25 protein-coding genes are annotated in these 24,663 nt (G+C 64.2%); 11 read left to right on the plus strand and 14 right to left on the minus strand.

The annotated features are described in order from the left end of the window. The first annotated feature begins 169 nt into the window (after positions 1 to 169). The gene (locus tag HAP48_RS11630) at positions 170 to 1,795 is read left to right on the plus strand and encodes an MFS transporter (protein ID WP_175612435.1); all 1,626 of its coding nucleotides are present in this window, start codon (positions 170 to 172) and stop codon (positions 1,793 to 1,795) included. A 111-nt stretch (positions 1,796 to 1,906) separates the two neighbouring features. Here the strand turns inward: HAP48_RS11630 and HAP48_RS11635 are convergent, their stop codons facing one another. The 3 genes from HAP48_RS11635 to HAP48_RS11645 form a co-directional block, all read right to left on the minus strand. Then, on the minus strand, positions 1,907 to 2,380 hold the full coding sequence (locus tag HAP48_RS11635) for a secondary thiamine-phosphate synthase enzyme YjbQ (RefSeq protein WP_166213675.1): 474 nt from the start codon (positions 2,378 to 2,380) through the stop codon (positions 1,907 to 1,909). Positions 2,381 to 2,444: 64 nt separating this feature from the next. Next, the gene (locus tag HAP48_RS11640; protein WP_166213674.1) at positions 2,445 to 2,957 is read right to left on the minus strand and encodes a hypothetical protein; all 513 of its coding nucleotides are present in this window, start codon (positions 2,955 to 2,957) and stop codon (positions 2,445 to 2,447) included. A 31-nt stretch (positions 2,958 to 2,988) separates the two neighbouring features. Then, on the minus strand, positions 2,989 to 3,612 hold the full coding sequence (locus HAP48_RS11645; protein ID WP_166213673.1) for a 2-hydroxychromene-2-carboxylate isomerase: 624 nt from the start codon (positions 3,610 to 3,612) through the stop codon (positions 2,989 to 2,991). 274 nt (positions 3,613 to 3,886) lie between these two features. Here HAP48_RS11645 and HAP48_RS11650 point away from each other — a divergent pair, with 274 nt between their 5' ends. From HAP48_RS11650 to HAP48_RS11670, 5 genes are all read left to right on the plus strand, one after another. Then, a complete protein-coding gene (locus tag HAP48_RS11650) occupies positions 3,887 to 4,258 on the plus strand; it encodes an AtpZ/AtpI family protein (RefSeq protein WP_166213672.1) in 372 nt (123 codons plus the stop codon). A gap of 71 nt (positions 4,259 to 4,329) precedes the next feature. After that, positions 4,330 to 5,079, plus strand: a complete 750-nt coding sequence (locus tag HAP48_RS11655) for a F0F1 ATP synthase subunit A (RefSeq protein ID WP_166213671.1) — start codon at positions 4,330 to 4,332, stop codon at positions 5,077 to 5,079. A 55-nt stretch (positions 5,080 to 5,134) separates the two neighbouring features. Beyond that, entirely contained in the window at positions 5,135 to 5,365 is a 231-nt protein-coding gene (locus tag HAP48_RS11660) for a F0F1 ATP synthase subunit C (protein ID WP_016847054.1), read from the plus strand. A gap of 59 nt (positions 5,366 to 5,424) precedes the next feature. Continuing rightward, positions 5,425 to 5,991 (plus strand): F0F1 ATP synthase subunit B, encoded by a 567-nt coding sequence (locus HAP48_RS11665; protein WP_166213670.1) that lies wholly within the window; start codon positions 5,425 to 5,427, stop codon positions 5,989 to 5,991. A gap of 4 nt (positions 5,992 to 5,995) precedes the next feature. Then, on the plus strand, positions 5,996 to 6,481 hold the full coding sequence (locus HAP48_RS11670) for a F0F1 ATP synthase subunit B family protein (RefSeq protein ID WP_166213669.1): 486 nt from the start codon (positions 5,996 to 5,998) through the stop codon (positions 6,479 to 6,481). A 98-nt stretch (positions 6,482 to 6,579) separates the two neighbouring features. On the opposite strand, the gene HAP48_RS11675 is transcribed toward HAP48_RS11670, so the two are convergent. The 5 genes from HAP48_RS11675 to HAP48_RS11695 all read right to left on the minus strand — a co-directional run bounded on the left by HAP48_RS11675 (position 6,580) and on the right by HAP48_RS11695 (position 12,490). Then, positions 6,580 to 7,227 (minus strand): hypothetical protein, encoded by a 648-nt coding sequence (locus HAP48_RS11675; protein ID WP_175612333.1) that lies wholly within the window; start codon positions 7,225 to 7,227, stop codon positions 6,580 to 6,582. Between the two features lie 138 nt (positions 7,228 to 7,365). After that, on the minus strand, positions 7,366 to 7,953 hold the full coding sequence (locus HAP48_RS11680; RefSeq protein WP_026191927.1) for a GNAT family N-acetyltransferase: 588 nt from the start codon (positions 7,951 to 7,953) through the stop codon (positions 7,366 to 7,368). Positions 7,954 to 8,168: 215 nt separating this feature from the next. Beyond that, a complete protein-coding gene (locus HAP48_RS11685) occupies positions 8,169 to 9,458 on the minus strand; it encodes a M16 family metallopeptidase (RefSeq protein ID WP_166213668.1) in 1,290 nt (429 codons plus the stop codon). Next, positions 9,459 to 10,874 (minus strand): threonine synthase, encoded by a 1,416-nt coding sequence (gene thrC, locus HAP48_RS11690; RefSeq protein ID WP_166213667.1) that lies wholly within the window; start codon positions 10,872 to 10,874, stop codon positions 9,459 to 9,461. It abuts the gene before it with no gap. 989 nt (positions 10,875 to 11,863) lie between these two features. Further along, positions 11,864 to 12,490: a glutathione S-transferase family protein gene (locus HAP48_RS11695; protein ID WP_166213666.1), complete on the minus strand. Its 627-nt coding sequence runs from the start codon at positions 12,488 to 12,490 to the stop codon at positions 11,864 to 11,866. 148 nt (positions 12,491 to 12,638) lie between these two features. On the opposite strand from HAP48_RS11695, the gene HAP48_RS11700 reads away from it, so the two are divergent. Then, entirely contained in the window at positions 12,639 to 13,139 is a 501-nt protein-coding gene (locus tag HAP48_RS11700; RefSeq protein ID WP_166213665.1) for an EF-hand domain-containing protein, read from the plus strand. A gap of 28 nt (positions 13,140 to 13,167) precedes the next feature. On the opposite strand, the gene HAP48_RS11705 is transcribed toward HAP48_RS11700, so the two are convergent. After that, entirely contained in the window at positions 13,168 to 13,761 is a 594-nt protein-coding gene (locus HAP48_RS11705; protein WP_166216547.1) for a GNAT family N-acetyltransferase, read from the minus strand. Positions 13,762 to 13,912: 151 nt separating this feature from the next. On the opposite strand from HAP48_RS11705, the gene HAP48_RS11710 reads away from it, so the two are divergent. Next, the gene (locus HAP48_RS11710; protein ID WP_166213664.1) at positions 13,913 to 14,194 is read left to right on the plus strand and encodes a hypothetical protein; all 282 of its coding nucleotides are present in this window, start codon (positions 13,913 to 13,915) and stop codon (positions 14,192 to 14,194) included. 178 nt (positions 14,195 to 14,372) lie between these two features. Here the strand turns inward: HAP48_RS11710 and HAP48_RS11715 are convergent, their stop codons facing one another. The 5 genes from HAP48_RS11715 to HAP48_RS11735 all read right to left on the minus strand — a co-directional run bounded on the left by HAP48_RS11715 (position 14,373) and on the right by HAP48_RS11735 (position 21,848). Further along, positions 14,373 to 16,817: a penicillin acylase family protein gene (locus HAP48_RS11715; RefSeq protein ID WP_166213663.1), complete on the minus strand. Its 2,445-nt coding sequence runs from the start codon at positions 16,815 to 16,817 to the stop codon at positions 14,373 to 14,375. Between the two features lie 245 nt (positions 16,818 to 17,062). Then, positions 17,063 to 18,565, minus strand: coding sequence for a glycerol kinase GlpK (gene glpK / locus HAP48_RS11720; RefSeq protein ID WP_166213662.1), 1,503 nt, complete (start codon positions 18,563 to 18,565; stop codon positions 17,063 to 17,065). A 246-nt stretch (positions 18,566 to 18,811) separates the two neighbouring features. After that, entirely contained in the window at positions 18,812 to 19,810 is a 999-nt protein-coding gene (locus HAP48_RS11725; RefSeq protein ID WP_166213661.1) for an SGNH/GDSL hydrolase family protein, read from the minus strand. 14 nt (positions 19,811 to 19,824) lie between these two features. Then, the gene (locus HAP48_RS11730; RefSeq protein WP_166216544.1) at positions 19,825 to 20,589 is read right to left on the minus strand and encodes an SGNH/GDSL hydrolase family protein; all 765 of its coding nucleotides are present in this window, start codon (positions 20,587 to 20,589) and stop codon (positions 19,825 to 19,827) included. Further along, the gene (locus HAP48_RS11735; RefSeq protein WP_166213660.1) at positions 20,589 to 21,848 is read right to left on the minus strand and encodes an OpgC domain-containing protein; all 1,260 of its coding nucleotides are present in this window, start codon (positions 21,846 to 21,848) and stop codon (positions 20,589 to 20,591) included. Before HAP48_RS11735 ends, HAP48_RS11730 begins: the two co-directional genes overlap by 1 nt. A 276-nt stretch (positions 21,849 to 22,124) precedes the next feature. Here HAP48_RS11735 and apaG point away from each other — a divergent pair, with 276 nt between their 5' ends. The 3 genes from apaG to HAP48_RS11750 all read left to right on the plus strand — a co-directional run bounded on the left by apaG (position 22,125) and on the right by HAP48_RS11750 (position 24,491). Further along, complete coding sequence (gene apaG / locus HAP48_RS11740) at positions 22,125 to 22,523, plus strand: Co2+/Mg2+ efflux protein ApaG (protein WP_029079882.1); 399 nt, start codon at positions 22,125 to 22,127, stop codon at positions 22,521 to 22,523. Between the two features lie 341 nt (positions 22,524 to 22,864). After that, complete coding sequence (locus HAP48_RS11745) at positions 22,865 to 23,143, plus strand: hypothetical protein (RefSeq protein WP_166213659.1); 279 nt, start codon at positions 22,865 to 22,867, stop codon at positions 23,141 to 23,143. A 133-nt stretch (positions 23,144 to 23,276) separates the two neighbouring features. Then, a complete protein-coding gene (locus HAP48_RS11750; RefSeq protein WP_166213658.1) occupies positions 23,277 to 24,491 on the plus strand; it encodes a radical SAM protein in 1,215 nt (404 codons plus the stop codon). Positions 24,492 to 24,663 lie beyond the last annotated feature (172 nt).

Genomic DNA, 24,663 nt, shown 5'->3' on the forward strand with positions numbered 1-24,663 from the left:
AAGGCCAAAAGTCTTATTGGGGCAGGTTTCACTGCGATGTTACCCTTTAACTCAAGCTTGGGGCTTATTCGGGCCCAACCCGGCAGACGGGAGCGAGCATGGCAGCAACAATTCGGGGGGAGCTTTCCAGATGTCCACAATGACTGCAACTTCGGCGCGGCCCGCCGGCATGACCAAGGATGAGCGTTTCGTCATCCTCGCGTCGTCGCTCGGTACCGTGTTCGAGTGGTACGACTTCTATCTCTACGGATCGCTGGCCGGCATCATCGGCGCGCAGTTCTTCTCCGACTATCCGCCGGCGACCCGCGATATCTTCGCGCTGCTGGCCTTCGCCGCCGGCTTCCTGGTGCGCCCGTTCGGCGCGATCGTGTTCGGCCGGGTCGGCGACATCGTCGGCCGCAAATACACCTTCCTCGTCACCATCCTGATCATGGGCCTGTCGACCTTCATCGTCGGCCTGTTGCCCAACGCCAAGACCATCGGCATCGCAGCGCCGATCATCCTGATCACGCTGCGCCTGCTGCAGGGCCTCGCGCTCGGCGGTGAATATGGCGGTGCGGCGACCTACGTCGCCGAGCATGCGCCGATGGGCAAGCGCGGCTACTACACCTCGTTCATCCAGACCACGGCAACACTCGGCCTGTTCCTGTCGCTGCTGGTGATCCTGTTCACCCGATCCATCACCGGCGAAAAGGACTTCGCGGAATGGGGCTGGCGCATTCCGTTCCTGGTGTCGGTGCTGCTGCTCGGCATCTCGGTCTGGATCCGGCTGCGGTTGAATGAATCGCCGGTATTCCAGCGCATGAAGGACGAGGGCAAGGCCTCCAAGGCGCCGTTGACCGAAGCCTTCGCGACCTGGAGCAACGCCAAGATCGTGATCCTCGCGCTGTTCGGCCTGACGATGGGCCAGGCGGTGATCTGGTACACGGGCCAGTTCTATGCGCTGTTCTTCCTGCAATCGATCCTGAAGGTCGACGGCTACACCGCCAACCTCCTGATCGCCTGGTCGCTGTTGCTCGGCACCGGCTTCTTCCTGGTGTTCGGCGCGCTGTCGGACAAGATCGGCCGCAAGCCGATCATCCTGGCGGGCTGCCTGATCGGCGCACTCACACTGTTCCCGATCTTCAAGATGATCACGACCAACGCCAACCCGGCGCTGGAAAAGGCCTATGAGACGGTCAAGGTGCAGGTGGTGGCGGATCCCGCGGGCTGCGGCGATCTGTTCAACCCGGTCGGCACCCGCGTCTTCACGGCGCCTTGCGACACCGCCCGCGCCTTCCTGGCCCAGTCGTCGGTGAAGTACTCCACCGTGCCAGGCCCGGCCGGCTCGCCGGTGAAGATCATGGTCAACGACAAGGAGGTGCCGTACACGGACGCCAAGACGTCGAACCCCCTGATCACCGCGGCGGTGCAGGCGGCGGGCTATCCGAAGCCAGGCGACGCCGGCATCGTGAAGATGTCGAACCCGTTCGACGTCTTCCGTCCGCAGGTAGCCGCGGTCATTGGCCTGCTGTTCATCTTGGTGCTCTACGTAACCATGGTCTACGGACCGATCGCGGCGATGCTGGTGGAACTGTTCCCGACCAAGATCCGCTACACCTCGATGTCGCTGCCCTATCACATCGGCAACGGCTGGTTCGGCGGCCTGCTCCCGGCGACCGCGTTCGCGATCACCGCCTCGACCGGCGATATCTACTCCGGCCTCTGGTATCCGATCATCTTCGCGGCAATCACCGTCGTGGTCGGCGCGTTGTTCATTCCGGAGACCAAGGACGTCGACATCAGCAAGACCTGATCGGTCGACATCTTGATCAAACAGCATCGGCCGCGGAGCGATCCGCGGCCGATGTCATTTGAGAAGCCAGATCGAATTGAAAGCCGGGTCGAATTGAAGCGGTCGAACGCGTCAGCGTATGGCACCGATGAATTGCAGCACGATCTCGCGCCGGTGCGGGCGGGCGCGATGCTCGATCAGATAAATGCCCTGCCAGGTGCCGAGCGCCATTTCATCATCAAGCACCGGAATCTGCAGCGAGGTCGCCGTCAGCATGGTCTTGATATGCGCCGGCATGTCGTCGGGACCTTCGGTGTCGTGGCGCCAGCCGCCGTCTTCGGGCGCGGCGCGATCGAGCGCCGTCATCAGATCGACCAGCACCGTCGGGTCGGCATTCTCCTGGATCGTCAGCGAGGCCGAGGTGTGACGGATGAACAGCGTCACCGCGCCCTCGCCGGCACGCACCTCGCGCAGGAATTTTGCAACCTCGCGCGTGATGTCGGTGAAGCCTGCGCCAGAGGTTTCCACCGTCAACCGCGACGAGACGATGCTGGTTGCAGCGACCGATGATGGCGCCGAGCGCGACATAGTTCTCTGTGAGTTCATCTGCGCTCCTTCAACACGTCACGGCGTAGGCTGCGACGACGCTTTTGGCAGCGCCGTCGTCACCTCAAATCTTGCCGCCATTGACGTCGCGCTGCACGCGGTTGGCCATCTCGATCAGCCGCCGCCAGGCTCGTTCCACGAACGACATCACGCGATCCATGTCGCGGTCGCTCGGCAGCGGAATCTCGATCTTGCGTTCGCCCTCGGCGACCTTCGGCTCAGCCTTCTTCAGCGAATCCGATTTCGGCAGCGCCTCGTCGGTCTTGGCCGGCGGCGCGCGCGCCGCAAGCTCGCCCTTCAGCTTGTCATTGTCGGCCTGCAGGCGCCCGATCTCGGCATCCAGCGCCGCGCGCTCGTCGGGCACCATGTAACAGGCCCAGCCGGCGCTGGAATTGGTGCAGGTCGACACCGCGCCGGTGCGGGTGTCGAGCCGCAGGAAGCCGTCGCCGGCCGGAGACAGCGCGTAGCGGCCGTTCTCGGTATCGGGTGCGGTTTGCGCTGTCGCCGCGCCGCTCGTGATCAAAACGGCCGCGGCAATTGCGATGGACGATTTTGAGAGCGACGACGCGATGGGCATGGCTTGCTCCGCCTCAACCTGATTCCTGCCCCTAGACCACAGAGCTATAGGGCTTGCGGCCTGACTTCAACGCGTCCTCGAGCAATTCGATCCGGTCCTGGCCCCAGAAGACCTCGCCATCGAGCACATAGCCGGGCGAGCCGAACACGCCGGTGTTGAGTGCATCCTGGCGATTCTGCTCATAGGCCGCGCTGATCGCATCAGAGGGCGAGCGCTCGACAAGCTGCCGGCCGGGCAAGCCGGCATCGTCGGCGAGCTTCACCAGCGTCGCGGGATCGGCAAGGTTGAGCTCAAGCTCCCAGACCGCGGGATAGGCCCGCTGCAAAAACGGCTCGGGGTCGAGGCCCGCCTCGAGCGCCGCGATCACGATGCCATCGGCCAGTCGACCGTTGAACGGCCAGTTGGCCGGCTGCAGATGGAAATTCAGCCCGCGCTTGTCGCGCCAGCGCTGCAACTCGATCATCCGGTAGCGCTGTCGCACCGGATGGCGCTGCGCGAGCGGCAGCCCGCCGGTCTCCGAGAACAGATCGACCAGCAGCACGGGCCGATAATTTACCTTGAGATCGTAAATTCTTACGAGCCGAACGAAGGGCTTGTGGCCGATATAGGCCCAAGGTGATTGCAGCGAGAAGTAGTAATCGATTGGGCGCGGCATGCGGAACCTTGACTGCACGAGAACGGGAGATTTTGGTGATCCCAGCAGAGCAGGATAAGCCGCGCAATATCGCTCAATGCCACGCAAGCTGTTGCACTGCGATCACTGTGTCACTCTGACCTTGAATATCTCCAAATAAATCCAGCAGAATCAAAGCAATAACTGGTTACGACGCAATCTTGACTTGATTAGACGCGGTAAGTATGGTCCGCGCGGCTTTTGACGGGGACGGGCGCAATTTCCATCATCCGCGGCATCGGTTAGTGTTTGCAGCATGGCTGAAAGCACCAACGACGGCGCAGATGGAAGTCGCGATCATTCGTCTCCCGACGAAGCTGCGCTTTCCGCAAGGCTCGGAAGTCTCGATCATCGGTTGTCAGAAATTCGCGACAGCCGCAGGAGCAAGACTGATCAATCCGGTACTGAAGGCGGGGACAGTGCGGCCAGAGCTTCGGCGATGGCGCTCGGTTTTCGTCTTTCCTCGGAGCTGGTCGCGGGCGTTGTCGTCGGGGCGGCGCTTGGCTGGGGGGTCGACCGTTTGCTGTCGACGTCGCCATTCGGATTCATCGTGTTAACGCTGCTCGGCTTCGTCGCCGGCGTGGTCAACGTGGTGAGGTCCGCGGGCGTGGCCTCGGGCAAGCGCTGAGCGCTGACGGAAGTCACGACATCTGAAATTCGATTACCGGCACGATGGCCGGTGGACCAAGAGCCGCGCGGATGAAAATCGACCCGATCCACCAGTTCAATATCGAGCCCCTCTTCACGCTCGGCCACATCGGCAATCACACGATCGCCTTCACCAATTCGACGCTCTTCATGCTCATCGCGGTGCTCTTGATCGCGCTGCTGATGCTGGCGAGCGGCCGGGAACTGGTTCCGGGGCGGCTGCAGTCGGTCGCCGAAATCTCCTACGAGTTCGTCGCCACCACGATTCGCAGCACGGCCGGCGCGGAAGGCATGAAGTTCTTCCCGCTGATCTTCTCGCTCTTCATGTTCCTCTGCGTCTCGAACCTGGTGGGCGTGATCCCCTACACCTTCACGATCGCGAGCCATCTGATCGTGACCGCGGCGCTTGCGCTGCTGGTTTTCTTCACCGTCCTGATCTACGGCGTCTACAAGAACGGCCTGAAATTCTTCAGTATCTTCGTCCCCCACGGCGTTCCGATCTACATCCTGCCGCTGGTCATGTTCATCGAGATCCTGTCGTTCTTCCTGCGGCCGGTCTCGCACAGCGTTCGTCTGTTCGCCAACATGCTGGCCGGCCACATCGCGCTGAAGGTGTTCGCGGGCTTCGTCGCGATGCTCGGCTTCTCGCTCGGCGCGCTCGGCTGGGTCGGCGGCGTGCTGCCGCTCGCGCTCACGGTGGCGCTGTACGCCCTCGAACTGCTGGTCGCGTTCCTGCAGGCCTATGTGTTCGCGATCCTGACCTGCATCTACCTCAACGACGCCATTCATCCGGGACACTAAGCGGTCCGGGGAATCTCCACCCACCAATCTGTCTATCTTTCTCAAGGAGCTACATATGGAACCGGCAGCAGCAAAACTTATCGGCGCGGGCATCGCGTGCATCGGCATGGGCGGTGCGGGCGTCGGCGTGGGCATCATCTTCGGCAACTACCTCGCCGCTGCGGTGCGCAACCCCTCGGCCGCGCAGGGCCAGTTCGGCAACCTGATCTTCGGCTTCGCCGTGACCGAAGCGCTCGGCATCTTCTCGCTGCTGATCGCGCTGCTTCTGCTGTTCGTTCCGCTCTGAGCGGCACCCCGTCGCGCCGCCCCTTCGGGCGGCGCGCATGACAGCAACAGGAGAACACCATGGCTGAGAGTCATGGCGAGGCAAAAGGCCAGAAAGCCGGCGCCCACACCGAGACCGATGGCGGACATCACGGCGGAGCCTTTCCGCCGTTCGATTCGTCCAATTTCGCCTCGCAGCTGGTGTCGCTGGCGATTGCATTTGTCGCGCTCTACCTGATCGTGTCGCGTATCGCACTGCCGCGTGTCGGCGGGACGATCGATGCACGTCAGAACAAGATCGAGGGCGATCTGGCCGAGGCGCAGAAGCTGAAGGACGAGTCCGACGCGGCGCTGAAGGCCTATGAAACCGAGCTGGCGAACGCCCGCGCCAACGCGCAGGCGATCGGCAACGAGACCCGCGAGAAGCTGAACGCGGCCTCCGAAGTCGAGCGCAAGGCGCTGGAAGAGAAGCTGGCGGCCAGGCTCGCCGACGCCGAGAAGCAGATCGCAACGACCCGGACCAACGCCATGAGCAACGTCCGCGGCATCGCGGCGGATGCAGCCGGCGCCATCGTCCAGCAACTCGCCGGCGTCACGCCGGACGCGAATGCGGTCAACAGCGCCGTCGACGCGTCGCTGAAGGGATAGGCCGATGTTTTACGAACCGGAAACCTGGGTTGCGATCGCCTTCGTCATTCTGATGGTAGTGTTCGGCTACCTCGGCGTCCATCGCACCCTGCTGACGGCGCTCGACCACCGTGCCGAGCGCATCAAGGCCGAGCTCGAGGACGCCCGCCGTCTGAAGGACGAGGCCAACAAGCTGCTCGGCGAGTACAAGGCGCGCCGCGCCAGCGCCGAGCGCGAGGCCCAGGAGATCATCTCCAACGCCAAGCAAGAGGCCGAGCGGATCGCGGCCGAGGCCAAGACCAAGATGGAAGATTTTGTTGCGCGGCGGACCAAGACCGCCGAGAGCAAGATCGCCCAGGCCGAGGCCCAGGCCGTGGCCGATGTCCGCGCCGCTGCGGCCAACGCCGCCGTGACCGCCGCCTCGACCATCCTGTCGCAGTCGGTCAAGGGCTCGGTTGCCGACGACCTGGTCGGCAAGGGCATCGCCGAAGTCCGCTCCAAGCTGAACTGACGCGATCTCAACTCCTTCTACAAAAGGCCGGCGCGAGCTGATCGCGCCGGCCTTTTTGTTTGCTCAAATCTGCCCCCGGGTGCAGCGACCGCGTCGCGCTACTTCTTCTTCGGCGCGCGGGGCTTCGGTTCCGGCTTCAGGGCCTGCGGGTCGAAGCCGATATAGAAGATGTAATCGTCGTTCTCCGCGGCCGACGGCGCCGGATAGACCACATCCTCGGCGACCAGGCTGAACGGCACGCTGCCGCTCTCGTCCATCTGCACCGTGGTGGTGTAGGCCTTGGTCATGATCGTCCGCTCGCCGATGCCGCCCTTCACCACGGCGACGCGCAGCGGCACCTGGACGGTCGGCGGCGCGCCCGAGGGCCCGGCGATCACCCGCCCCTGGATGCCGATCTTGGCGGTGATCTGCCCGCTGTTCAGGCCGCATTGCCGCGCCGTGCGCGTGATCGAGGCCAGGAACTTGACGTCGTTGCCGACCGCCTCCTTGCCGTTCGCAGCCACGGAATAGGTCGAGGCCCCGGCGCGGATCTGCACCGGCGGACAGGTCAACTCGGCGTCGGCGTCGTTAAGCTGTTTTGGCGCGGCTGGCGCGGCCGGCTTGTCCGAATCGGACGAGCCGCCGCCGAACAGGCTCTTGAAGCGGTCGCTCAGCGACTGCGCCGAGCCGACTGACGGCAGCAGGGTGGCACCGAGACCGATCGTTACCGCCGCCGCGAGCGCGAACCTGATCACCCTGTCACCCATGCGATATCCCTAAAGCCCCCAAGTGGTCTCCGAGTGGAGTTCCCCGTATCGCGCGCGTTATAGCAAGCCAATGGCGGCGAACCCAAGGCATCTTGCAAGGCAAGGGGTGGTGCGGCCATCAGCCGAAAGGAGCAAGAATCAGCCGCGGAAATCCTCGTGCAGCAGGCCGAACAGCAGGTGGTCCTGCCAGATCCCGTTGATGCAGAGATAGCGCCGCGCCAGGCCCTCGCGGGTGAAGCCGCACTTCTCCAGCACCCGGATCGACGACGCATTGGAGGGAATGCAGGCCGCCTCGATGCGGTGCAGATTGAGCTCTCCGAACAGCGAGGGCAGCAGCACCCGCAGCGCCGTCGTCATGTAGCCGCGATGCGCGTGCGGCAGGCCGACCCAATAGCCGATCGTGCCGGCCTGCACGATGCCGCGGCGGACATTGGCGAGCGTGATCCCGCCGATCATCACCCCGTCCGATTCGCGGAAGATGATGAACGGGTAGGAGCGGTCGGCGGCGATATCCTCGGTGTAGCGGCGCAAGCGGCGGCGGAAGCCCGCGCGGGTCAGGTCGTCGGACGGCCAGATCGGTTCCCACGGCGTGAGATAGGCGCGGCTGAATTCGCGCAATTGCGCCCATTGCGGGAAATCCGACATTTGCGGCGCGCGCAGCAACAGCCCGTGACCGCGCGGCATCAGTGCAGCGGGTCCATTAGACGGCAAACGAAACAGGGCCATGGCCCAACACTCCCCGCCAAGCTATTCCCCCTCGCCCCGCCCTTGCGGGGAGTGGGTTGGGGTGAGGGGTCCCACCGCAAATTCGTTTTTGCGGCTCTACCCCTCACCGAAGCCTTCGGCCGTAGCCGAGGCACCGCCTCGGCGTCCTTCCGTCGACGGCCGCCGAAGGCGGCCTATGCTCTCCCCGCAAGCGCGGGGCGAGGTAAGCAGAATTCCTAGTGCAGCAACGACTTTGCCTTCGACTTGGTCAATCCTTCCGCAAAAGACACCGCCGTGTCCAGACCCCTGCCGCTGCCGAGGGCAACGACGGCGGGCCGGCTGCGCGACAGCAGGGCACGGGCGGCGTTGCGGCTCGATTCGACGCTGACAGCATCGATCCGCGCCACCAGTTCTTCCACCGTCTGCGGCCTTCCATAGGCTAGCACATGGCGTGCCAACTGTTCGGCCCGGGATGAGCAGCTTTCCAGCGCCATCAACAGCCCGGCCTTCATCTGCGCCTTGGCGCGGGCGACTTCGGCCTCGGTCAAGGTTTCCACCGCGTCATTGATGACGTCGACGATCACTTCCATCATTTCCGGCGCGTCGGCCGGATCGGTCCCGGTGTACAGCCCGAAGAAGCCGGTGTCAGTGTAGGGCGCGTGGAAGGTGTAGATCGAGTAGCACAGCCCGCGCTTCTCGCGCACCTCCTGGAACAGCCGCGAAGACATCCCCCCGCCGAGCGTGTTGGTGAAGACCTGCAGCGAGAACAGCGACGGGTCGGTCTGTGGCACGCCTTCGAGCGCCAGCGTCAGATGCGCCTGCTCGAGATCACGGTGCACCACGCGCGAGCCACCCTTGCCGAACATCGCGGCTTGCGGCTTCGGCGCCGGCGTGGCGTCGAAGCTTGCAAACTTCTGCGCGACGTCCTCGACGATGCGCTTGTGATCGACGGCGCCGGCGGCGGCGACCACCATGTCGGGGGCGCGGTAATGCGTCGAGAGATAGCCGCGCAGCATGTCGCGGTTGAAGGCCTTCAGCGTCTTGGCGGTGCCGAGCAGCGAACGGCCCATCGGCTGGTCCGGATAGCAGAGCTCGTTGAGATGTTCGAACACGACGTCGTCGGGCGTATCCTGCGCTGCGCCGATCTCCTGCACGATGACGCTCTTCTCGCGCTCCAGTTCATCCGGCACGAAGGACGGATTGGCGAGGATGTCTGACAGCACGTCGAGCGCCAGTGGCACGTCGGCCTTCATCACCCGCGCATAATAGGCCGTGGTCTCGGTCGAGGTGCCCGCATTGAGATCGCCGCCGACCGCCTCGATCTCCTCCACGATCTCGCGCGAGGAGCGCCGTGCGGTGCCCTTGAACGCCATGTGCTCGAGCAGATGCGAGATGCCGTGCTCGTTCGGCTTCTCGTCGCGCCCGCCGACACCGGCCCAGACCCCGAGCGCCGAGGTCTCCAGATGCGGCATGCTGTCGGTGACGACGGTCAGTCCGCTCGGCAGCTTGGTGATTTCAACGCTCATTCAGGCAACTCCTTGCTTGGCGGCACGGCTGACCGACAGCACGAAGCGCTCGACCTCGGCAGAATCATTCTTCATGACCGTCATGTGTTCGGACTTGGTCATCAACCCTCCGAGCCAGGCCGGCAGCTGCGGACGCACCCCGCAGGCGGCCTCGACCGCGTCGGGGAATTTGGCCGCATGCGCGGTCGACAGCACGATGTTCGGGATCCCTGAGTCCGAGGTGTCGCGATCGGCGACCGCGAGCGCGACCGCAGTGTGGGGATCGACCAGATCGCCCGCCTCGCGCCAGGCGGCGCGGATCGCCGCCGCCGTCTCGGTCTCGTCGGCGCGGCCGGCGTCGAAATCGCGGCGCACCGCGGCCAGCGTCGCATCCGGCAGCACGAAGCGGCCGGACTGCTTCAGCGAGCCCATCAGGCGGCGGACCTGCTCGGCGTCGCGGCCGCTGGCCTCGAACAACAACCGCTCGAAATTCGACGACACCTGGATGTCCATCGACGGCGAGGTCGTGGCGTGCACCTCGCGCACCTCGTAGATGCCGGTCTTCAAGGTGCGGGCGAGGATGTCGTTGACGTTGGCGGCGATGCGCAGCCAGCGGATCGGCAGCCCCATCCGCTTCGCGACATAGCCGGCGAAGATGTCGCCGAAATTGCCTGTGGGCACCGTGAAGTCGACGGTGCGCTGCGGCGAACCGAGCGCGACCGCCGCGGTGAAATAGTAGACCACTTGCGCGACGATGCGCGCCCAGTTGATCGAGTTGACGCCCGACAGCGCCACCTGGTCGCGGAAGCGATGGTTGTTGAACATCGCCTTCACCAGCGCCTGGCAATCGTCGAACGTGCCCTCGATCGCCAGCGCATGGACGTTGCCGGCGCCGGTCGTCGTCATCATGCGGCGCTGCACCTCGGAGATGCGTCCGTACGGGAACAGCACCACGAGGTCGACATTGTCGAGCCCTGCGAACGCCTCGACCGCGGCGCCGCCGGTATCGCCCGAGGTCGCGACCACGATGGTGGTGCGCTGCGCGCGCTTGGCCAGCACGTGGTCCATCAGCCGCGAGATCAGCTGCATCGCGACGTCCTTGAACGCCAGGGTAGGTCCGTGGAACAACTCGAGCAGGAACTGGTTCGGCCCGACCTGGTCGAGCGGCACCACGGCGGGGTGGCGGAACGTGGCATAGGCCTCGTTGGCCATGCGGCCGAGCTCGGCGTCGGAAATCTCGCCGGCGACAAACGGACGGATGATCTCGACCGCGACCTCCCAATAGGGACGGCCGAACAGCGCGGCGATGGTCTCGGGCGAAAGCTGCGGCCAGGTCTCGGGCACGTAGAGCCCGCCGTCGCGGGCAAGCCCGGTCAGCATCACATCGCAGAAGCCAAGCACCGGGGCCTCGCCCCTGGTCGAAATATACCGCGTCAAACCGCCCTCCAAAGGCTTCGATCCGAGCCTTTAGCCTTTGATATCATGGAATTATCGAGTTCGCCGCATGCGAACCGGATGAGGTCACCATAGAAGATCGGGCCCCCAATGGGTAGCCCGAAGCGCGCGTCCCCGGTGTCGCGCGGAGTGGTGTGGGGTTGCCGATGGAATGGACTGCGCGGATCTCTCTCCGTTCGTCGTTCCGGCGAAAGCCGGGACCCATAACCACCGAAGTTGGATGGCGAACGAGGATCGTGGCCCCAGCGTCGTACAACAATTGAGATTTGGGGTAATGGGTCCTGGCTTTCGCCAGGACGACACTGAGTGTGCTGCACGATCTGTGAGTCACACATCCGCGTTCTCGCGACATGATTTGTCCGAGCTTTGCTCTTCGTTCCGCCGCTCTGGAAGCAGAGGGCGCAGGGAAAGCCGGGTGCCGATCGCACCCATGGGCCCCGAGCAAAAGGTAGAAAGCTCGGGGGTAGGACCACAGGTGTCACCGGAAACGCCGGCTTTCCCTGCGCGATGGGTTACGGCTTACTTCGTGCTCTCCCCGGCGAGACTGGGCTTGCTTGTCACCGCCTTCGCAAAAACGCTTGCGCGTTTTGCGAGGGGACACCGGCCGCTAGGGCGTCAGGACCACACGACTTCACCGTCCGCTTCATGCGCATTCGTCAATCGCGCACTCGGCGTCCACCGCATCTCACACCGCGCTCGTGACGATCGCGAAGCGCCCCTCGATCGGGCGGGACGGCAAATCTATAACACTGAGTTGCATTTCTGATAAAGCGAAATATTTTTGCGTGAGGGGCTTGCGCCGTCGGGCAACTCAGTGGCAGGGGGCGCCACTCCATCCACTCGTCATTCCGGGGCAGCCCGAAGGGCTGAGCCCGGAATCCATCATGCCGCAGGGTTGGCGGCGAAATGGATTCCGGGCTCTCGCTTCGCGAGCCCCGGAATGACAGGTGGAAGGAGTTGCGCGATATCCCCTAACCGCTCGGCGGCGCCAGAGGCTGCACGATCTCCCGGAACGGCGGCAGCGCCTCGCAGCGCGCGGCGTGGGCCTGCAGCGCAGGATAGCGCGCGTCGAACAGATGCGGATGCGCCTCGCCGGTGAAACGCAGCGCGCAGGCCACCGCGATGTCGGCATGGCCGATGCGATTCTCCAGCCAGTACGGCGCCGGCACCGCCGCTCGCTCCTTCTCCAGCACCGCGAGCACGCCTGATATCTGCGCCTCGCAACGCTCGACCCAAAGCTTGAGCTGCTCCTTGCGCAGCACGCGCTCGTAGATCAGGCTCACCGCCTTGTCGGCAAGCCCGGTCGCGAGCGCCGTGATGCGCAGATGCTTGCGCCGCTCAGGCCCGGAGCGGGCAATCATCGCCTTGTCCGGCCCGACCAGTTCATCGAGATAATCCAGGATCGCGCTGCTCTCGATCAGCGCCTCGCCGTCGTCCAGCACCAGCGTCGGCACCCGCCGCACCGGATTGTAAGCGGCGACCTTCTCGGCATCTCCGAAAGTCGACCACGGTCTGTGCTCATAGGGCAGCCCATAGAGCCGCAGCGCGATCGCGGTGCGGCGGACAAAGGGCGAGTCGTACTGGCCGATCAGGAACATGTTTCACTCACGATTGCCGGATGAGCGCGAAGCGGAGCCGTTCACGTCTCGAAAACAATACTTTTTTGCTATGAGATGCACCAGCAGTCCACATCGATTTTCTATCTCAACTCCGGCAGATGACCCGCGCAGACTCCATCAGAAGCCGATGCTCGCGGCTTGGAAGCGGGAGGAAGATTTGTCGCGCGAAAAACTTCTATGCGTTACGGCCTTGGGGCTGCTTCTGACGAGCAGCCTTCCACTTCTTGCGCAAACCGCCGCTTGTCCCGCGCAGGATGGCCTGCTCAAGAGCGGGCCGCCGATCTGGGACGCCAATCGTGACGGCGTCTACACCTGCGATGAATGGAAGAGTTTTGCCGATCGGATCTTTGCTTCGGCGGACCGCAATCGCGATGGCAGACTGGATCCATCCGAGTTCGCAACGGTTCAGAAAGCCGACGCAACGTTGGCCGACGCGGATTTTGGCTACTTTGACGAGAATCAGGATGGCAAGATCACGCGCAAGGAGTTCGTGGAGAAACCGAACGCGTTCATCCTGCGCTTCGACAGCAATGGCGACTGCCGTGTCACCGCCGACGAGCTAAGAGCCGCGACCGCGCCAAAAGGTCCCCAGGGCCCGGCCGAGCGGCCGCGGGACAGATTCCACTGAGAGTCACGTCTCCACTGCCACAGCTCCGTTACGCAATCACCGGCACATGCCTCGCCGCATCGCGCGGCAATGTGCCGTCGAGGCGCGGATCGTCAGCCACTTCGATCTGCCGCTTGAACGGACGGAAGCCTGAGCGCTGGTAGAACGCGACGGCTGAAGGATGGTCGAAGGTGCAGGTGTGCACCCAGACACGACCGACGTCGCGCGACCAGGCGATCTCCAGCGCGCGGTTCATCAGGAAGCGCGCGGCGCCGGTGCCGATGAATTTTGCGGTGACGCCGAAATAGAGCAGCTCGCATTGGCCAGCCTCGCTGAAATCGAGTTCGAGCAGGCCTTCATCATGGTCCTCAACGGCCAGCCCGTAGAGCTCGATGCCGGGCGCGTGGATCCGCGCGGCGAGATCGGCGTCATCGAGCCCCGTGCGGGTGAACCACAGCCATTCCTCGCCGACGCGGCGGTAGAGATCGCGGTACCAGTCGAGCGCGGGCAGATCGACCCTGCGCAGGCGCAATGCGCCGGGCGGATCGTCGCGGCGCGGCGGGCGCTCGGTCATTTCCAGATGTGTGACGACGGCGGCGATCTTGCCGTGGGGGATGTCGGAGTACCCGTCGGGTAGCAGCATCACGCGACCTTTGTTTCCAATTATCGGCGGGAAATATCCGCGTGTCTCGCAGCAGATGCAATGCAACGCTGCGTAACAATGTTACCGATTTGTCAGTCGGCGTTTTGGCGAATCAGGCGCTCGATGTGGAGAGGCCACCGGAGCAGATACCGTGTCGCGCCACCACACGCTGCCGCCGATCATCTATACGCCGCCGCCACCGAAGCCGAAGCCAGCGCGACGGCGGCGCGGTGTCGGTTACGCCAATGTGACGGGTGCGGCTGGCGAGGCCGAGGACGTCGCGGATGGTGCGCCGGTGCGCAGCGCTCCGGTCATTCCACAGCATGCGCGCCCGGTCGAGGCTGCCGAGCGGCGCACGCCGTCACCGAACGGAAAGCTCAGCGACGACACGCTGCGCGCGATGCTGGAGTTGCAGGAGCAGCAGGTGAAGTAGAGCGAGCGGCGGCCACATATTCGGTGTCGTCCCTGCGAAAGCAGGGACCCATAACCACCGTCGTCAGTTGTTGCGAAAGCTGTGGCCCAGCGTCGCAAAACAATTCACTCTCGTGGTTATGGGTCCCGGGTCGCGCTGCGCTTGCCCGGGACGACAGGGGAGTTTGGGGCGCGCATCTTCACCTTGGCGTCAGCGTGATCGCCTCCGCAGTCGCGGCTTCCACGGCCGGGCGGCTGTAGAGCAGCGGCACATACTGGCCGGTGGCCCACAGCGGCGCGAGGTCGCGGTAGTGGGCGCTGAAGGGATCGCCGGATTGGCCGGGGGTGTTGATGGTGCGGCTCGCATCCCAATTGCCGACATCGAGCACCATGCGGAACGAGGCGCCTGCGGTGAGGTGATAATCGGAGCGGCGATAGGTGGCGGCGCGCGGCACGTTGGCGGCGCCGCCATAGGCGAGCGGACCGACCGACATCTGCGCCGCCGTGGCCTTGTCGGCGAGCGGTATCAGCGCGTGATCGAACTTTGCGACATGCAGCCGGCCCCAGCGCCAGGTCGAGGCATCGCCCCCGAGCTTTACGGTGACGTCGGCGACGGCCGCGCCGAGGCTGTCGCGCAGCACGCGGTCGCGTTCGGCGGCGGGATTGCTGCCGAGCGCAGCGTCAGGCTTTTCGAGATAGCCGACGATGGCAGAGATGCTGGACGCCTCCGGCGCGATCAGCTCGGCCACTTTCGGCGCCGTGGTCTTGAGCAGGACGGGGCCGAGATGGTTGGCGATCCAAACCTCGTAGACCGCAGCGGCGGCGCTGTCGGCCGCGTCGCGCGCGTCCCACGGCTGCAACAGGTCGAGGCCCTTCTTGACGTTCGCATCGTCGGATGACAGCGGCTTCAAGAGCGCGACGAGGCGCCGCGCGAGCATGCCGGTGTCGTCGTTCTGCAGCGCCATCGCGTCCGCCAGCGTCACCTTGCTGTTGGCTTGCAGCACCTCGGTGATGCGCTGCCAGCGCGCGCTGTCGGACCATTCGAAGCCGACCCGGCGCTCATTGACCGGATAATCCGCCGGCAGGTTCATCTGGTTGGCGGTGGCGATAAAACCCTGCTTCGGCTGGTAGAGTTTCGGCAGCTCGTCGAGCGACAGGAAGCCCTGCCACTCGTAGCGGCCGTCGCCGGGCACCGGCATCAATCCATCGAAGCTGGTGCGGCGCGGCGTCTTGCCGGCGGCGACCCAGCCGATATTGCCTGACGTGTCGGCATAGACCTGGTTCTCCGACGGCGCGCCCCAGCGCCGCATCGCGCCGAGGAAACTGTTCCAGCTCTTCGCGGTCATGTAGTCGGAGGAGCCGAAGTAGGCCGAGGTGCCCGGCTCGAACCAGATCGAGCGCACGGCGAAGGCGCGCTTCTTTGCATCGTCGGTGTAGATCACCGGGCCGTGGCGGGTGAACTTCAGCTCGAGGTCGCGGTCGGCCTCGCCCTTCACCGCTTCCTTCTCGTGCACGATGCGCATGTCCGCCCAACCCGTGCCGTAGCGGTACTGGTTCGGATTGTCGGGATTGAGCTCGTAGACGTAGAGGTCTTCCTGGTCGACGTTGAAGATGGTCAGGCCGAACGCGATGGTGTCGTTGTGGCCGATCGAGATGCCCGGCAGCGCCGGCTCGCCGGCGCCGATCACGGAGATGCCGGGTGCGTTGAGGCCGACGATGTAGCGCAGCGACGGCACCGAGTGCTCGCGATGCGGATCGTTGGCGAGGATCGGACGTCCGGTCGCAGTGCGTGAGGCCGCGATCACCCAGTTGTTGGAGCCGATGGTGTCGCGCTGCTGGTCGGCCTCGGCGAGGAATGTGTCAGGATCGTGCGCCAGCGCCGCCTTCTGGTCCTTCGGCGCGGCGAAAGCGACCGGGCGCGTGGCGAGGTCATAGGCCGCGAGCACGCCCTTCGGCACGCTGCAGGGGTCGAGCCCGTCGGGGATCTTCGTGGTCCATGCCGGCTCCAGCTTGACGCGGAAGCGATCGGCATCGAGGCCCGCGGCACATGCGACCTGCGAACGCTTCACCTCGGACGCGACGTTGCGGGTCAGGCCGTGACTGCGGACGCGCACGACATCCTCCGCCGACCACAGGTCCGGCATGGTGCCTGCGATCCTGAACTCGATCGGCAGCGGCCGCTTGCCGGCCTTGACGTCGGTGACATAGGCGTTGACGCCGGCGACAAAGGCCTCCGCATACGATTTCGCCTTCGGACCATAGGCAGCCCACTCTGCATTCATGTCGCCGCGATAGAGGAACAGCCGCAGCGCCTTGTCCTGCTCGGCATAGGCGGGGCCGAAATCCTTCGCCAAGAGGCCGAGCCCGCGCTTGCGCCAGAGATCGATCTGCCAGAGCCGGTCGCGCGCGGCGTTGAAGCCCTGCAGGAAGAACAGGTCGTGCTCGTTGCCGGCATAGATGTGCGGGATGCCCCAGACGTCGACCAGGATCTGGCCCGGCGCCGTCAGCCCGGCAACGTCGCTCTTGACCTCGCGCGCCGCCACAAGCGGGCTCGGCTTCTCGCGCGCCGCGGCGGGAGCGGCCAGCAATGCCGCACAGAGTGCGGCGGTGAGCAGTCTGGTGACCCGGTTGAAATCCGTGTTCATGTTGTTCTCTCCGATGGTTGTTATTGGTTGACGCTTTGTCGACGCGTGAGATCGTCACCGCGGAGAAAGTGCGCCCCCTCTCCCGCTTGCGGGGGAGGGCTGGGGTGGGGGTGTCGCCACAATGGGGCCGGTCATTATGCGGAGAGAGCCCCCACCCGCATTGCATCTACGATGCAATGCGACCTCCCCCGCAAGCGGGAGAGGTGCAGAGCGTCTGCCGCACGAGCGAGCAAACCTCACGCGTCCTACTCCCCCTCGTCGCTCGCCAGCACGCCCTTCACGGCGCGCGCCCAGCCGGCGAGCTTGCGGTCGCGGGTTGCCTCGCTCATCGCCGGCCTGAAGCGGTGCTCGAGCCGCCAATTGTCGGCGAATTTTGCGGGCTCCGGATAGACGCCGGCCTCGAGCCCGGCGAGATAGGCCGCGCCGAGCGCCGTGGTCTCCTGGATCATCGGACGGTCGACCGGCGCGTTGAGCAGATCGGCGAGCCGCTGCATGGTCCAGTCGGATGCGGTCATGCCGCCGTCGACGCGCAGCACGGTGTTGGCGGCGTTGGCCTCCGGCCAGTCGGTGCGCATCGCGGCCCACAGATCGAAGGTCTGGTAGCAGACGCTTTCCAGCGTCGCATGCGCGAGCTCGGCCGGACCGGTGTTGCGGGTCAAGCCGAACAGCGCACCGCGCACGCGCGGATTCCAGTACGGCGCGCCCATGCCGACGAAGGCGGGCACCAGATAGACGCTCTGCATCGAGTCGGATTTGTCGGCAAGCGGTCCGGTCTCGGCGGCATGCTTGATGATGCCGAGCCCGTCGCGCAGCCACTGCACCGCAGAGCCGGCGACGAAGATCGAGCCCTCGAGCGCGTAGGTGCGCTGGCCGTTGAGCTGATAGGCGATCGTGGTAAGCAGCTTGTGCTTCGAAGCCACCGGCGTGGTGCCGGTGTTGAGCAGCGCGAAGCAGCCGGTACCGTAGGTCGACTTCATCATGCCGGGCTCGAAGCAGGCCTGGCCGATGATCGCGGCCTGCTGGTCGCCGGCGATGCCGGAGATCGCGATCGGACCACCAAACAGATCAGCCGTGCTCTCGCCGAACCGGGCGGAGGAATCCTTCACCTCTGGAAGCATCGAGCGCGGCACGCGCAGCAGCTTGATCAGATCGTCGTCCCACGCGCCGGTGTGGATATTGAACAGCAGCGTGCGCGAGGCATTGGTGGCGTCGGTGGCGTGCACCCGGCCGCCGGTGAGCCGCCACAACAGATAGCAGTCGACGGTGCCGAACAGCAGTTCGCCGCGCTCGGCACGTTCGCGCGCGCCCGGCACGTGATCGAGGATCCATGCGGCTTTAGTGCCGGAGAAATAGGGGTCGATGATCAACCCGGTCTTGGCCGAGATCGCCGGCTCATGGCCTTCGGCCTTCAATTTGGCGCAGATGTCGGCGGTGCGGCGGTCCTGCCAGACGATGGCGCGGTGCACCGCCTGTCCGGTGGCGCGGTCCCACACCACGGTGGTCTCGCGCTGATTGGTGATGCCGATCGCGGCGATGTCCCGCGCTTTAAGGCCGGCCTGCTCCAGCGCCTCGCGGCACACCATCACGGTCGAGGTCCAGATGTCTTCCGGCTCGTGCTCGACCCAGCCGGAGGCCGGGAAATGCTGCGGAAATTCCTGCTGCGCCACTGCGGCGATGGAGATGTCGCCGCGAAACACCATGGCGCGCGACGAAGTGGTGCCCTGATCGATGGCCAGCACGAAAGACATGAGCGTTTCCCTTAAGGCGTGGTCCCGAGGGGGATCGGTTCAAGCGCCAAGGGAGCGGATTACCGCGGCGAGGTCAAGATTGAGGGCTAGTTGGCGTTAGACCCGTCTGAGGCTATCAGACCCGTCATCCTGAGGAGCGCGTAGCGCGTCTCGAAGGATGCACGGCCACACTCGGGCCGTCGACCCTTCGAGACGGCCGCTACGCGGCCTCCTCAGGGTGACGGTGACAGAGCAACGACCGCCCGATCACATCGGCCGGTAGGTCCGCACGTCGCCGGGGACGTTGACGCCGATCTTGATCGCGCCGACCGAGCGGATGATGTCGTCGCCGAGCAGCTGGGCGAAGCAGGCGTAGCCCCAGTCGTTCATATGCAGGCCGTCGGCGGTGACGAAATCGTTGATCGGGATCGCCTGCCGCTCGTGCCAGTCGCGCATCACCTCGAAGCGCGGGAAGATGCCGACATGGCGCAGCGCGGCGATGCGGCCGAGCAGCTTCACCATGCCGCGCGCACTTTCGGGACGCTCGGTGACGCGCGGCGAATATTGCGGATCGACCAGCACGACGTCGGCGCCGGAGGCCTGCAGCCGCGCCACGCCGTCCTCGACCTGCTTGGCGGTCTCGGAAGGATCGAGGTTGCGCAGCACCGCGTTGGTGCCGACCTGCCAGATCACCATGTCCGGATGCACGTCGATCACTTCGGTCTGCAGCCGCGCCATCATCTCGGGCGCGTCCTCGCCGCCCTTGCCGCGGTTGAGCACGGTGATGTCGGCGGAGGGATATTGCCGGCGCAGCTGTCCGGCGAGCCGGTTCGGATAGGTGAATTGGGGCGCCGACGAACCATAACCTTCCGTCGAGGACGAGCCGAATGCGATGATGACGACCGGCTTGCCGGCGGCGAGCTTGGCCGCGACATGCGGCAGCGAGCCGGTCGAGCTCGGCACGCCCTTGGGCTGCTGGCAGGGCACGCGATGGAAAATGTCGCTGGCGGATTTGGCGACCTGCCTCACCTTGTCGAACGCCTTCGCGGCGACGCCGGGCTGCTGATTGGCCGCATCGGCTTCGATCGCGGCGGGCTTGTCCGCATCAGGCCGTGCGGCCTCGGACTTCGCGCCGGGCGCGAGTGCCGCATGCTGATCGCCCTGGCCGGTCTGCGCGCGCGACGGCGTAACCGCGATCGGCGCAAGCAACGCGAGCGCCGCAACGGCGCACCCTGCGATAGAGCAAAAAGGGAACGCAAAACGCATCAACTCTGCTTCCTCTAATTCTGCTGCACCGGGCCCAGATGGGCCGCATCGATCACGAATTTCGCAAGGGCCCGGCCGAGACAGGCATGAACCTTCTTGGCCAGGTCGACACCATGCGAGGTGCTGAACAGGTCAAAGTATCCGGCGTCGCTCCATTGCTTCATGATCGCGAACCGGTCGAACAGCGGAACGTCATGCTGCTGCGCCACCACTTTCATATTGTCGAGATATGGCGGTGCAGAGATCATCGTCTCCGTACGCGGGCTGTATTGGAGATTGACCAGCACCACGTCAGTCCCGGCGCCCCGCAACGCAACAACGCCGTCGTTGATGGCGGTACGGAAATCATCGGGATCGACTGCTCGCATAGCATCGACCGTGCCGGTCTGCCAGATAACCAAAGTAGGCTTTTTTGCTTCAACAAGCTTAACAAGGGTTCCCGCGGTCTCCTCGGCGGTGCTCTTTCCCTGTAATTCTACGGATAGATCGATCACAGACGACGGCAACGCCTCCTTCAGCGCCGCCTGCAGCGTGGCCGGGTAGGCGCTCGCCTCGTTGCCGGGGATGGTCGAGGAGCGGCTGCCGACTACCAGCACGTTGAGCGGCTGGTTGGCCTTCACGGCATCCATGACCTTCGGCAGCGAGCTTTCGGTTGTGAGGAGATAGGCGGGCACGTCGCAGGGCGGCGCCGGCGGCTCGGCGGCGTCGCCGGCGCGTGCGGGCGCCGCCGCCAAACAGGCGGCCAATAGCGTCAGGCCCAGCAGCGTCCGCGCGGACATCATGCTCCCCCTCCCGCCATATCGGCGTTGCCGCCGGCGCCTTTTTTCGAGGCGCCTTTGTCGGCGGAGTGCTTGTACCACGAAATAATCCACGCCATGCCGCACATGATGAGGATGCCGCTGACGCTGATCAAGGCGTGCAGTGCGGCACCGCCAGATACTTCGGCAAGCACGAAGTGACCGGCAAAGGCGAGGAAGACCCCGAGACAGAATATCTCAAGAGAATGCTGGCCACACAGGATCAAAGGTCGCAGCCAGGGCGATTTCAACCCCGGCCAATCCCGGGGCAGGAAGCGCACGGTGAGGGCTGCGAGCGCCAGGAAATGCGCGAACCGCAACACGTCCAGGTCGGTCTTGTTGATCGGATACATCCATTGCTCGATCACCTTGGGCATGATGTGGCCGAGCTGCGGCACGTACCAGGTCAGCGTCACGAAGAACGCGGCGACCAGATAGACGATGCAGATCCACATCGTGATGTTCGACGACAGGATCCGCGACATCCGCCGCGCGCCGCCCAGCGCACACCAGGCGCCGAACACGAACAGCAATTGCCAGGCGAACGGATTGAACGCCCAGAAGCCGTTCGGATAGGCCGACAAATAGAGGTCGAACTGCCAGGTCACCGCGTAGAGCACGACCGACAGGCCGAGCGTGACATCGGGCTTCCACTTCATCAGCCACAGGATCAGCGGCAGGAACAGCATCAGGACGATATAGAGCGGCAGCACGTCCATGTTGACCGGACGGAAGCGCAGCAGCAGCGCCTGGACGATGGTGACGTCGGGCTGCTTGAGGAAGTCCATGATCCCCATCTCTTCGGTGTAGAGCGGGTTCTCGAACGAGGTCGCCACATAGGAGATCTCGGCGAGGAAGATCGTGAACAGGAAGACATGCGCGACATAGATCTGCCAGACCCGGCGCAGGATGCGCGCGGTCGCGATCACGAAGCCGCCCTCCAGCATGGCGCGGCCATAGACGAAGGCCGCGGTATAGCCGGAGATGAAGATGAAGATCTCGGTGGCGTCGGAGAAGCCGTAATTGCGGATGGTTAGCCAGGTCAGGAGATTGGTCGGCAGATGATCGATGAAGATCAGCCACAGCGCGAGCCCGCGGAACAGGTCGAGCCTGAGCTCGCGCTCGCCGGTCACCGGCAGCGTGATCGCAGGCGCCGCGGCCTTCACCTCGGCATCGGCTTTTGCCTCGGCCTTGGTCTCAGCCACCGGCGAACCGGCTATGGGATCGGCAATCGAGCTCATCAAACACCGTATCGGCTGCGGACGCCCCGCAGGCCGTGCTGAAAAGATAATATCGGTCCACGACTTGCTGACAAAGCGGAGAGTGCGGCGGCATGCGGCCGCGCTTTAGAGCGGAACTATGTTGAAACCACGATGAACGGACGGCTCCCGGGGGACCGACTTTTTACGGCCCGCCCGGCGATTGGTTCCGGCGGATCAATTGGCTATGATAGGCGCCTGTTTGCGCACGATCCGGTCGAAAGCGGATTGTGCGCCGAGATCATCGGATTGAGCCGTATGTACCGCGCCGTTACCCGCCAGATCGAAGTCACCGTCGAGCCGAACTTCATGCCGGAGCGCTCATCGGTCGACCGGCGCGAGTATTTCTGGTCGTACAAGATCGTGATCGTCAATGCGGGCCCGGAAACGGTGCAACTGCGCACCCGGCACTGGATCATCACCGACGCCACCGGCCGCCGCCAGGAGGTCCGCGGCGAGGGTGTGGTCGGCGAGCAGCCGGTGCTCGCGCCCGGCGAGCGCTTCGAATATACCTCAGGCGTGCCGCTGCCGACCGCCTCCGGCTTCATGACCGGCAGTTACCAGATGGTCACCGAAGCCGGCGAGCGCTTCGACATCGACGTGCCGACGTTCTCGCTGGACAGCCCGAGCCCGGACGGGAAAAGGGTGTTGAACTGAGACACTTCTTCCGGGCGACAATGTCGCGGCAAGGGTGCGCGTCCACGAGACTTCAGGGAGCCAGTCCGCACGCTCTCCGTCACCGTGGAGAGCGATCGCGACGAAGTAGTGACGGTCAAGCATGGGTTCGCACTCTCGCGGCGCAATCCAACACGTTGGTTTGCTTGCATCAACGTGCGCGTGGGATAGTGCGTATCCGGACATTGCGCCCGGGGGATTGGCCCGGGCCGACCACGTTGCCCCTCCGGCAAAAATAGTATATTTTGTTGTTGCTCGGGCGGTTCAACGCGCCGGGCTTTCGGTCGATCCCTGCACCGCGCTGCGAATACAGGAGCGTGACCATGCCGATTACGACGCTGAAGGTTTTGGCGAGCCTCATCCAGCTCCATGGGCCCGACGCAACCATTCAAAGCGACCATCAGGGTATCGACGCATTGCTGAGCGATCTGCGCGGACAGGGTGTGCAGCAAGGGGTCGTCGCCGACGAAGCCGTGGTGACCCAAGCCGCTTTCAGACGTGGGGGTTTTGCCAAGGGGCCTAACGCAGGCGCGTTTCGCAGAGCGGGGTACGCTCCGGGCGTGGGCGCGTTTCGCCGAGGCGGATTTGTTCGAGGGTACTAGAGCATTTTCGGTTCTGATTGAATCAGAACCGAAGCTCCAGCTCTTTGTTTTGACGCGTTTTCTTCACGCGAACCGGTATCCACTTCGCTCGAAAACGCTCTAGCTAGCTCCTTCAACCAGTCTCGGTATCGGCATGTCAGCGGACGGTGCAGATTTTGCCGCTTTCCAGGATCAGCCGATCACGCAATTGCTGGTCAAGGTTGCAACGAGATGTAACATCGATTGCTCCTATTGTTACTGGTTCCGCGACGCGTCCGTTTACAGCAAGCCCAAGCTCATGAGCCCGGACGTGCAGCAGCAATTGCTGCAGCGCATAGAACAGCATGTTCTCAGATACGCCCTCGTCGATTTTCCCATCATTCTGCACGGGGGTGAGCCGCTGCTGTGGGGCGTGGAGAACTTCCACCGCTTTGCCGAGGCCTGCGAGGATATTTCATCACGGACCGGCTGCGAGATACCCATCGCGGTCACGACCAACGGCGTGTTGATCGATGACGATTGGCTGGCCTGCTTCGAGGCCCACAACATTTCGGTCGCGATTAGTCTGGATGGGCCGGCGCACATTCACGACACGCACCGCAAGACGTTCCAGGGTACGGGCACCCACGCCGCTGTCGAACGAGCCGCTCGCATGCTGGTGTCGCGCGAGATTGGCGTGATTGCCCTGGCAGTCTGCAATCCCGCCTATGCGCCGCAGCAATATGCCGATTTTTTCGCTGCGTGCGGGATCTCCAACTACGACATCATGATCCCCGACGCGACGGTGGACGAGCAGCCGCCATCCATTGCCGCGTTCTACAAGGGCTTGTTCGACGTGTGGCTGGATGCGAATCGCGCCGCACCGACGATCAATATCCGCATCATTTCCGACATGATCACCGCCCTGCTCGACAACAATTCACCGACCGAGGGCGTCGGCCACAAACCCGTCGAGCTTTGCACCATCATGACCGATGGCACCGTGGAGGCGCACGATGTGCTGCGGATTGCGGGCGACGGCTTCACGAACACCAGCTTCAACATCTTCGATCATGCGATCGACGCGGTCAGGAACGAGCCTCGCTGGAAAGCCGCGCGCGATGCTTCAATCAATCTTTGCGCGAAGTGTCGGCAATGCAAGTTCATGAACGCCTGCGGGGGCGGCTATCTACCGCACCGTTTCTCCAAGGCGAACGGCTACGATAATCCTTCGGTCTATTGCGACGATCTCTATGCGATGTTTGAGAACATGCAGTTCGTGCTGGAAAACCATCTTTACGTCAGCAAGCCAGACGGCAGTCGCGTCAATGTGCGCGACACTTTGGCAGGCGCCATGCCCGTGAATGCGAGGCACTCTATTTCAGAATAATAGAAATAGGTCCCGAATTTTTCTGATTTGCTCGACGGCCAGTCAACTCGCCATCATTCAATATGAAATTGCGCGTTGGGGCGGCGCGGCCGCCACGCGATCAATGGAATCGACCGGTCGGCACCCGGAACCAATGCCTCGCGAGACCATTGGCTTCCTGACACAAGCACTT

Origin of the sequence: Bradyrhizobium septentrionale, assembly GCF_011516645.4 — a bacterium.
In the GTDB taxonomy this organism is placed as follows: Bacteria; Pseudomonadota; Alphaproteobacteria; order Rhizobiales; family Xanthobacteraceae; genus Bradyrhizobium; species Bradyrhizobium septentrionale.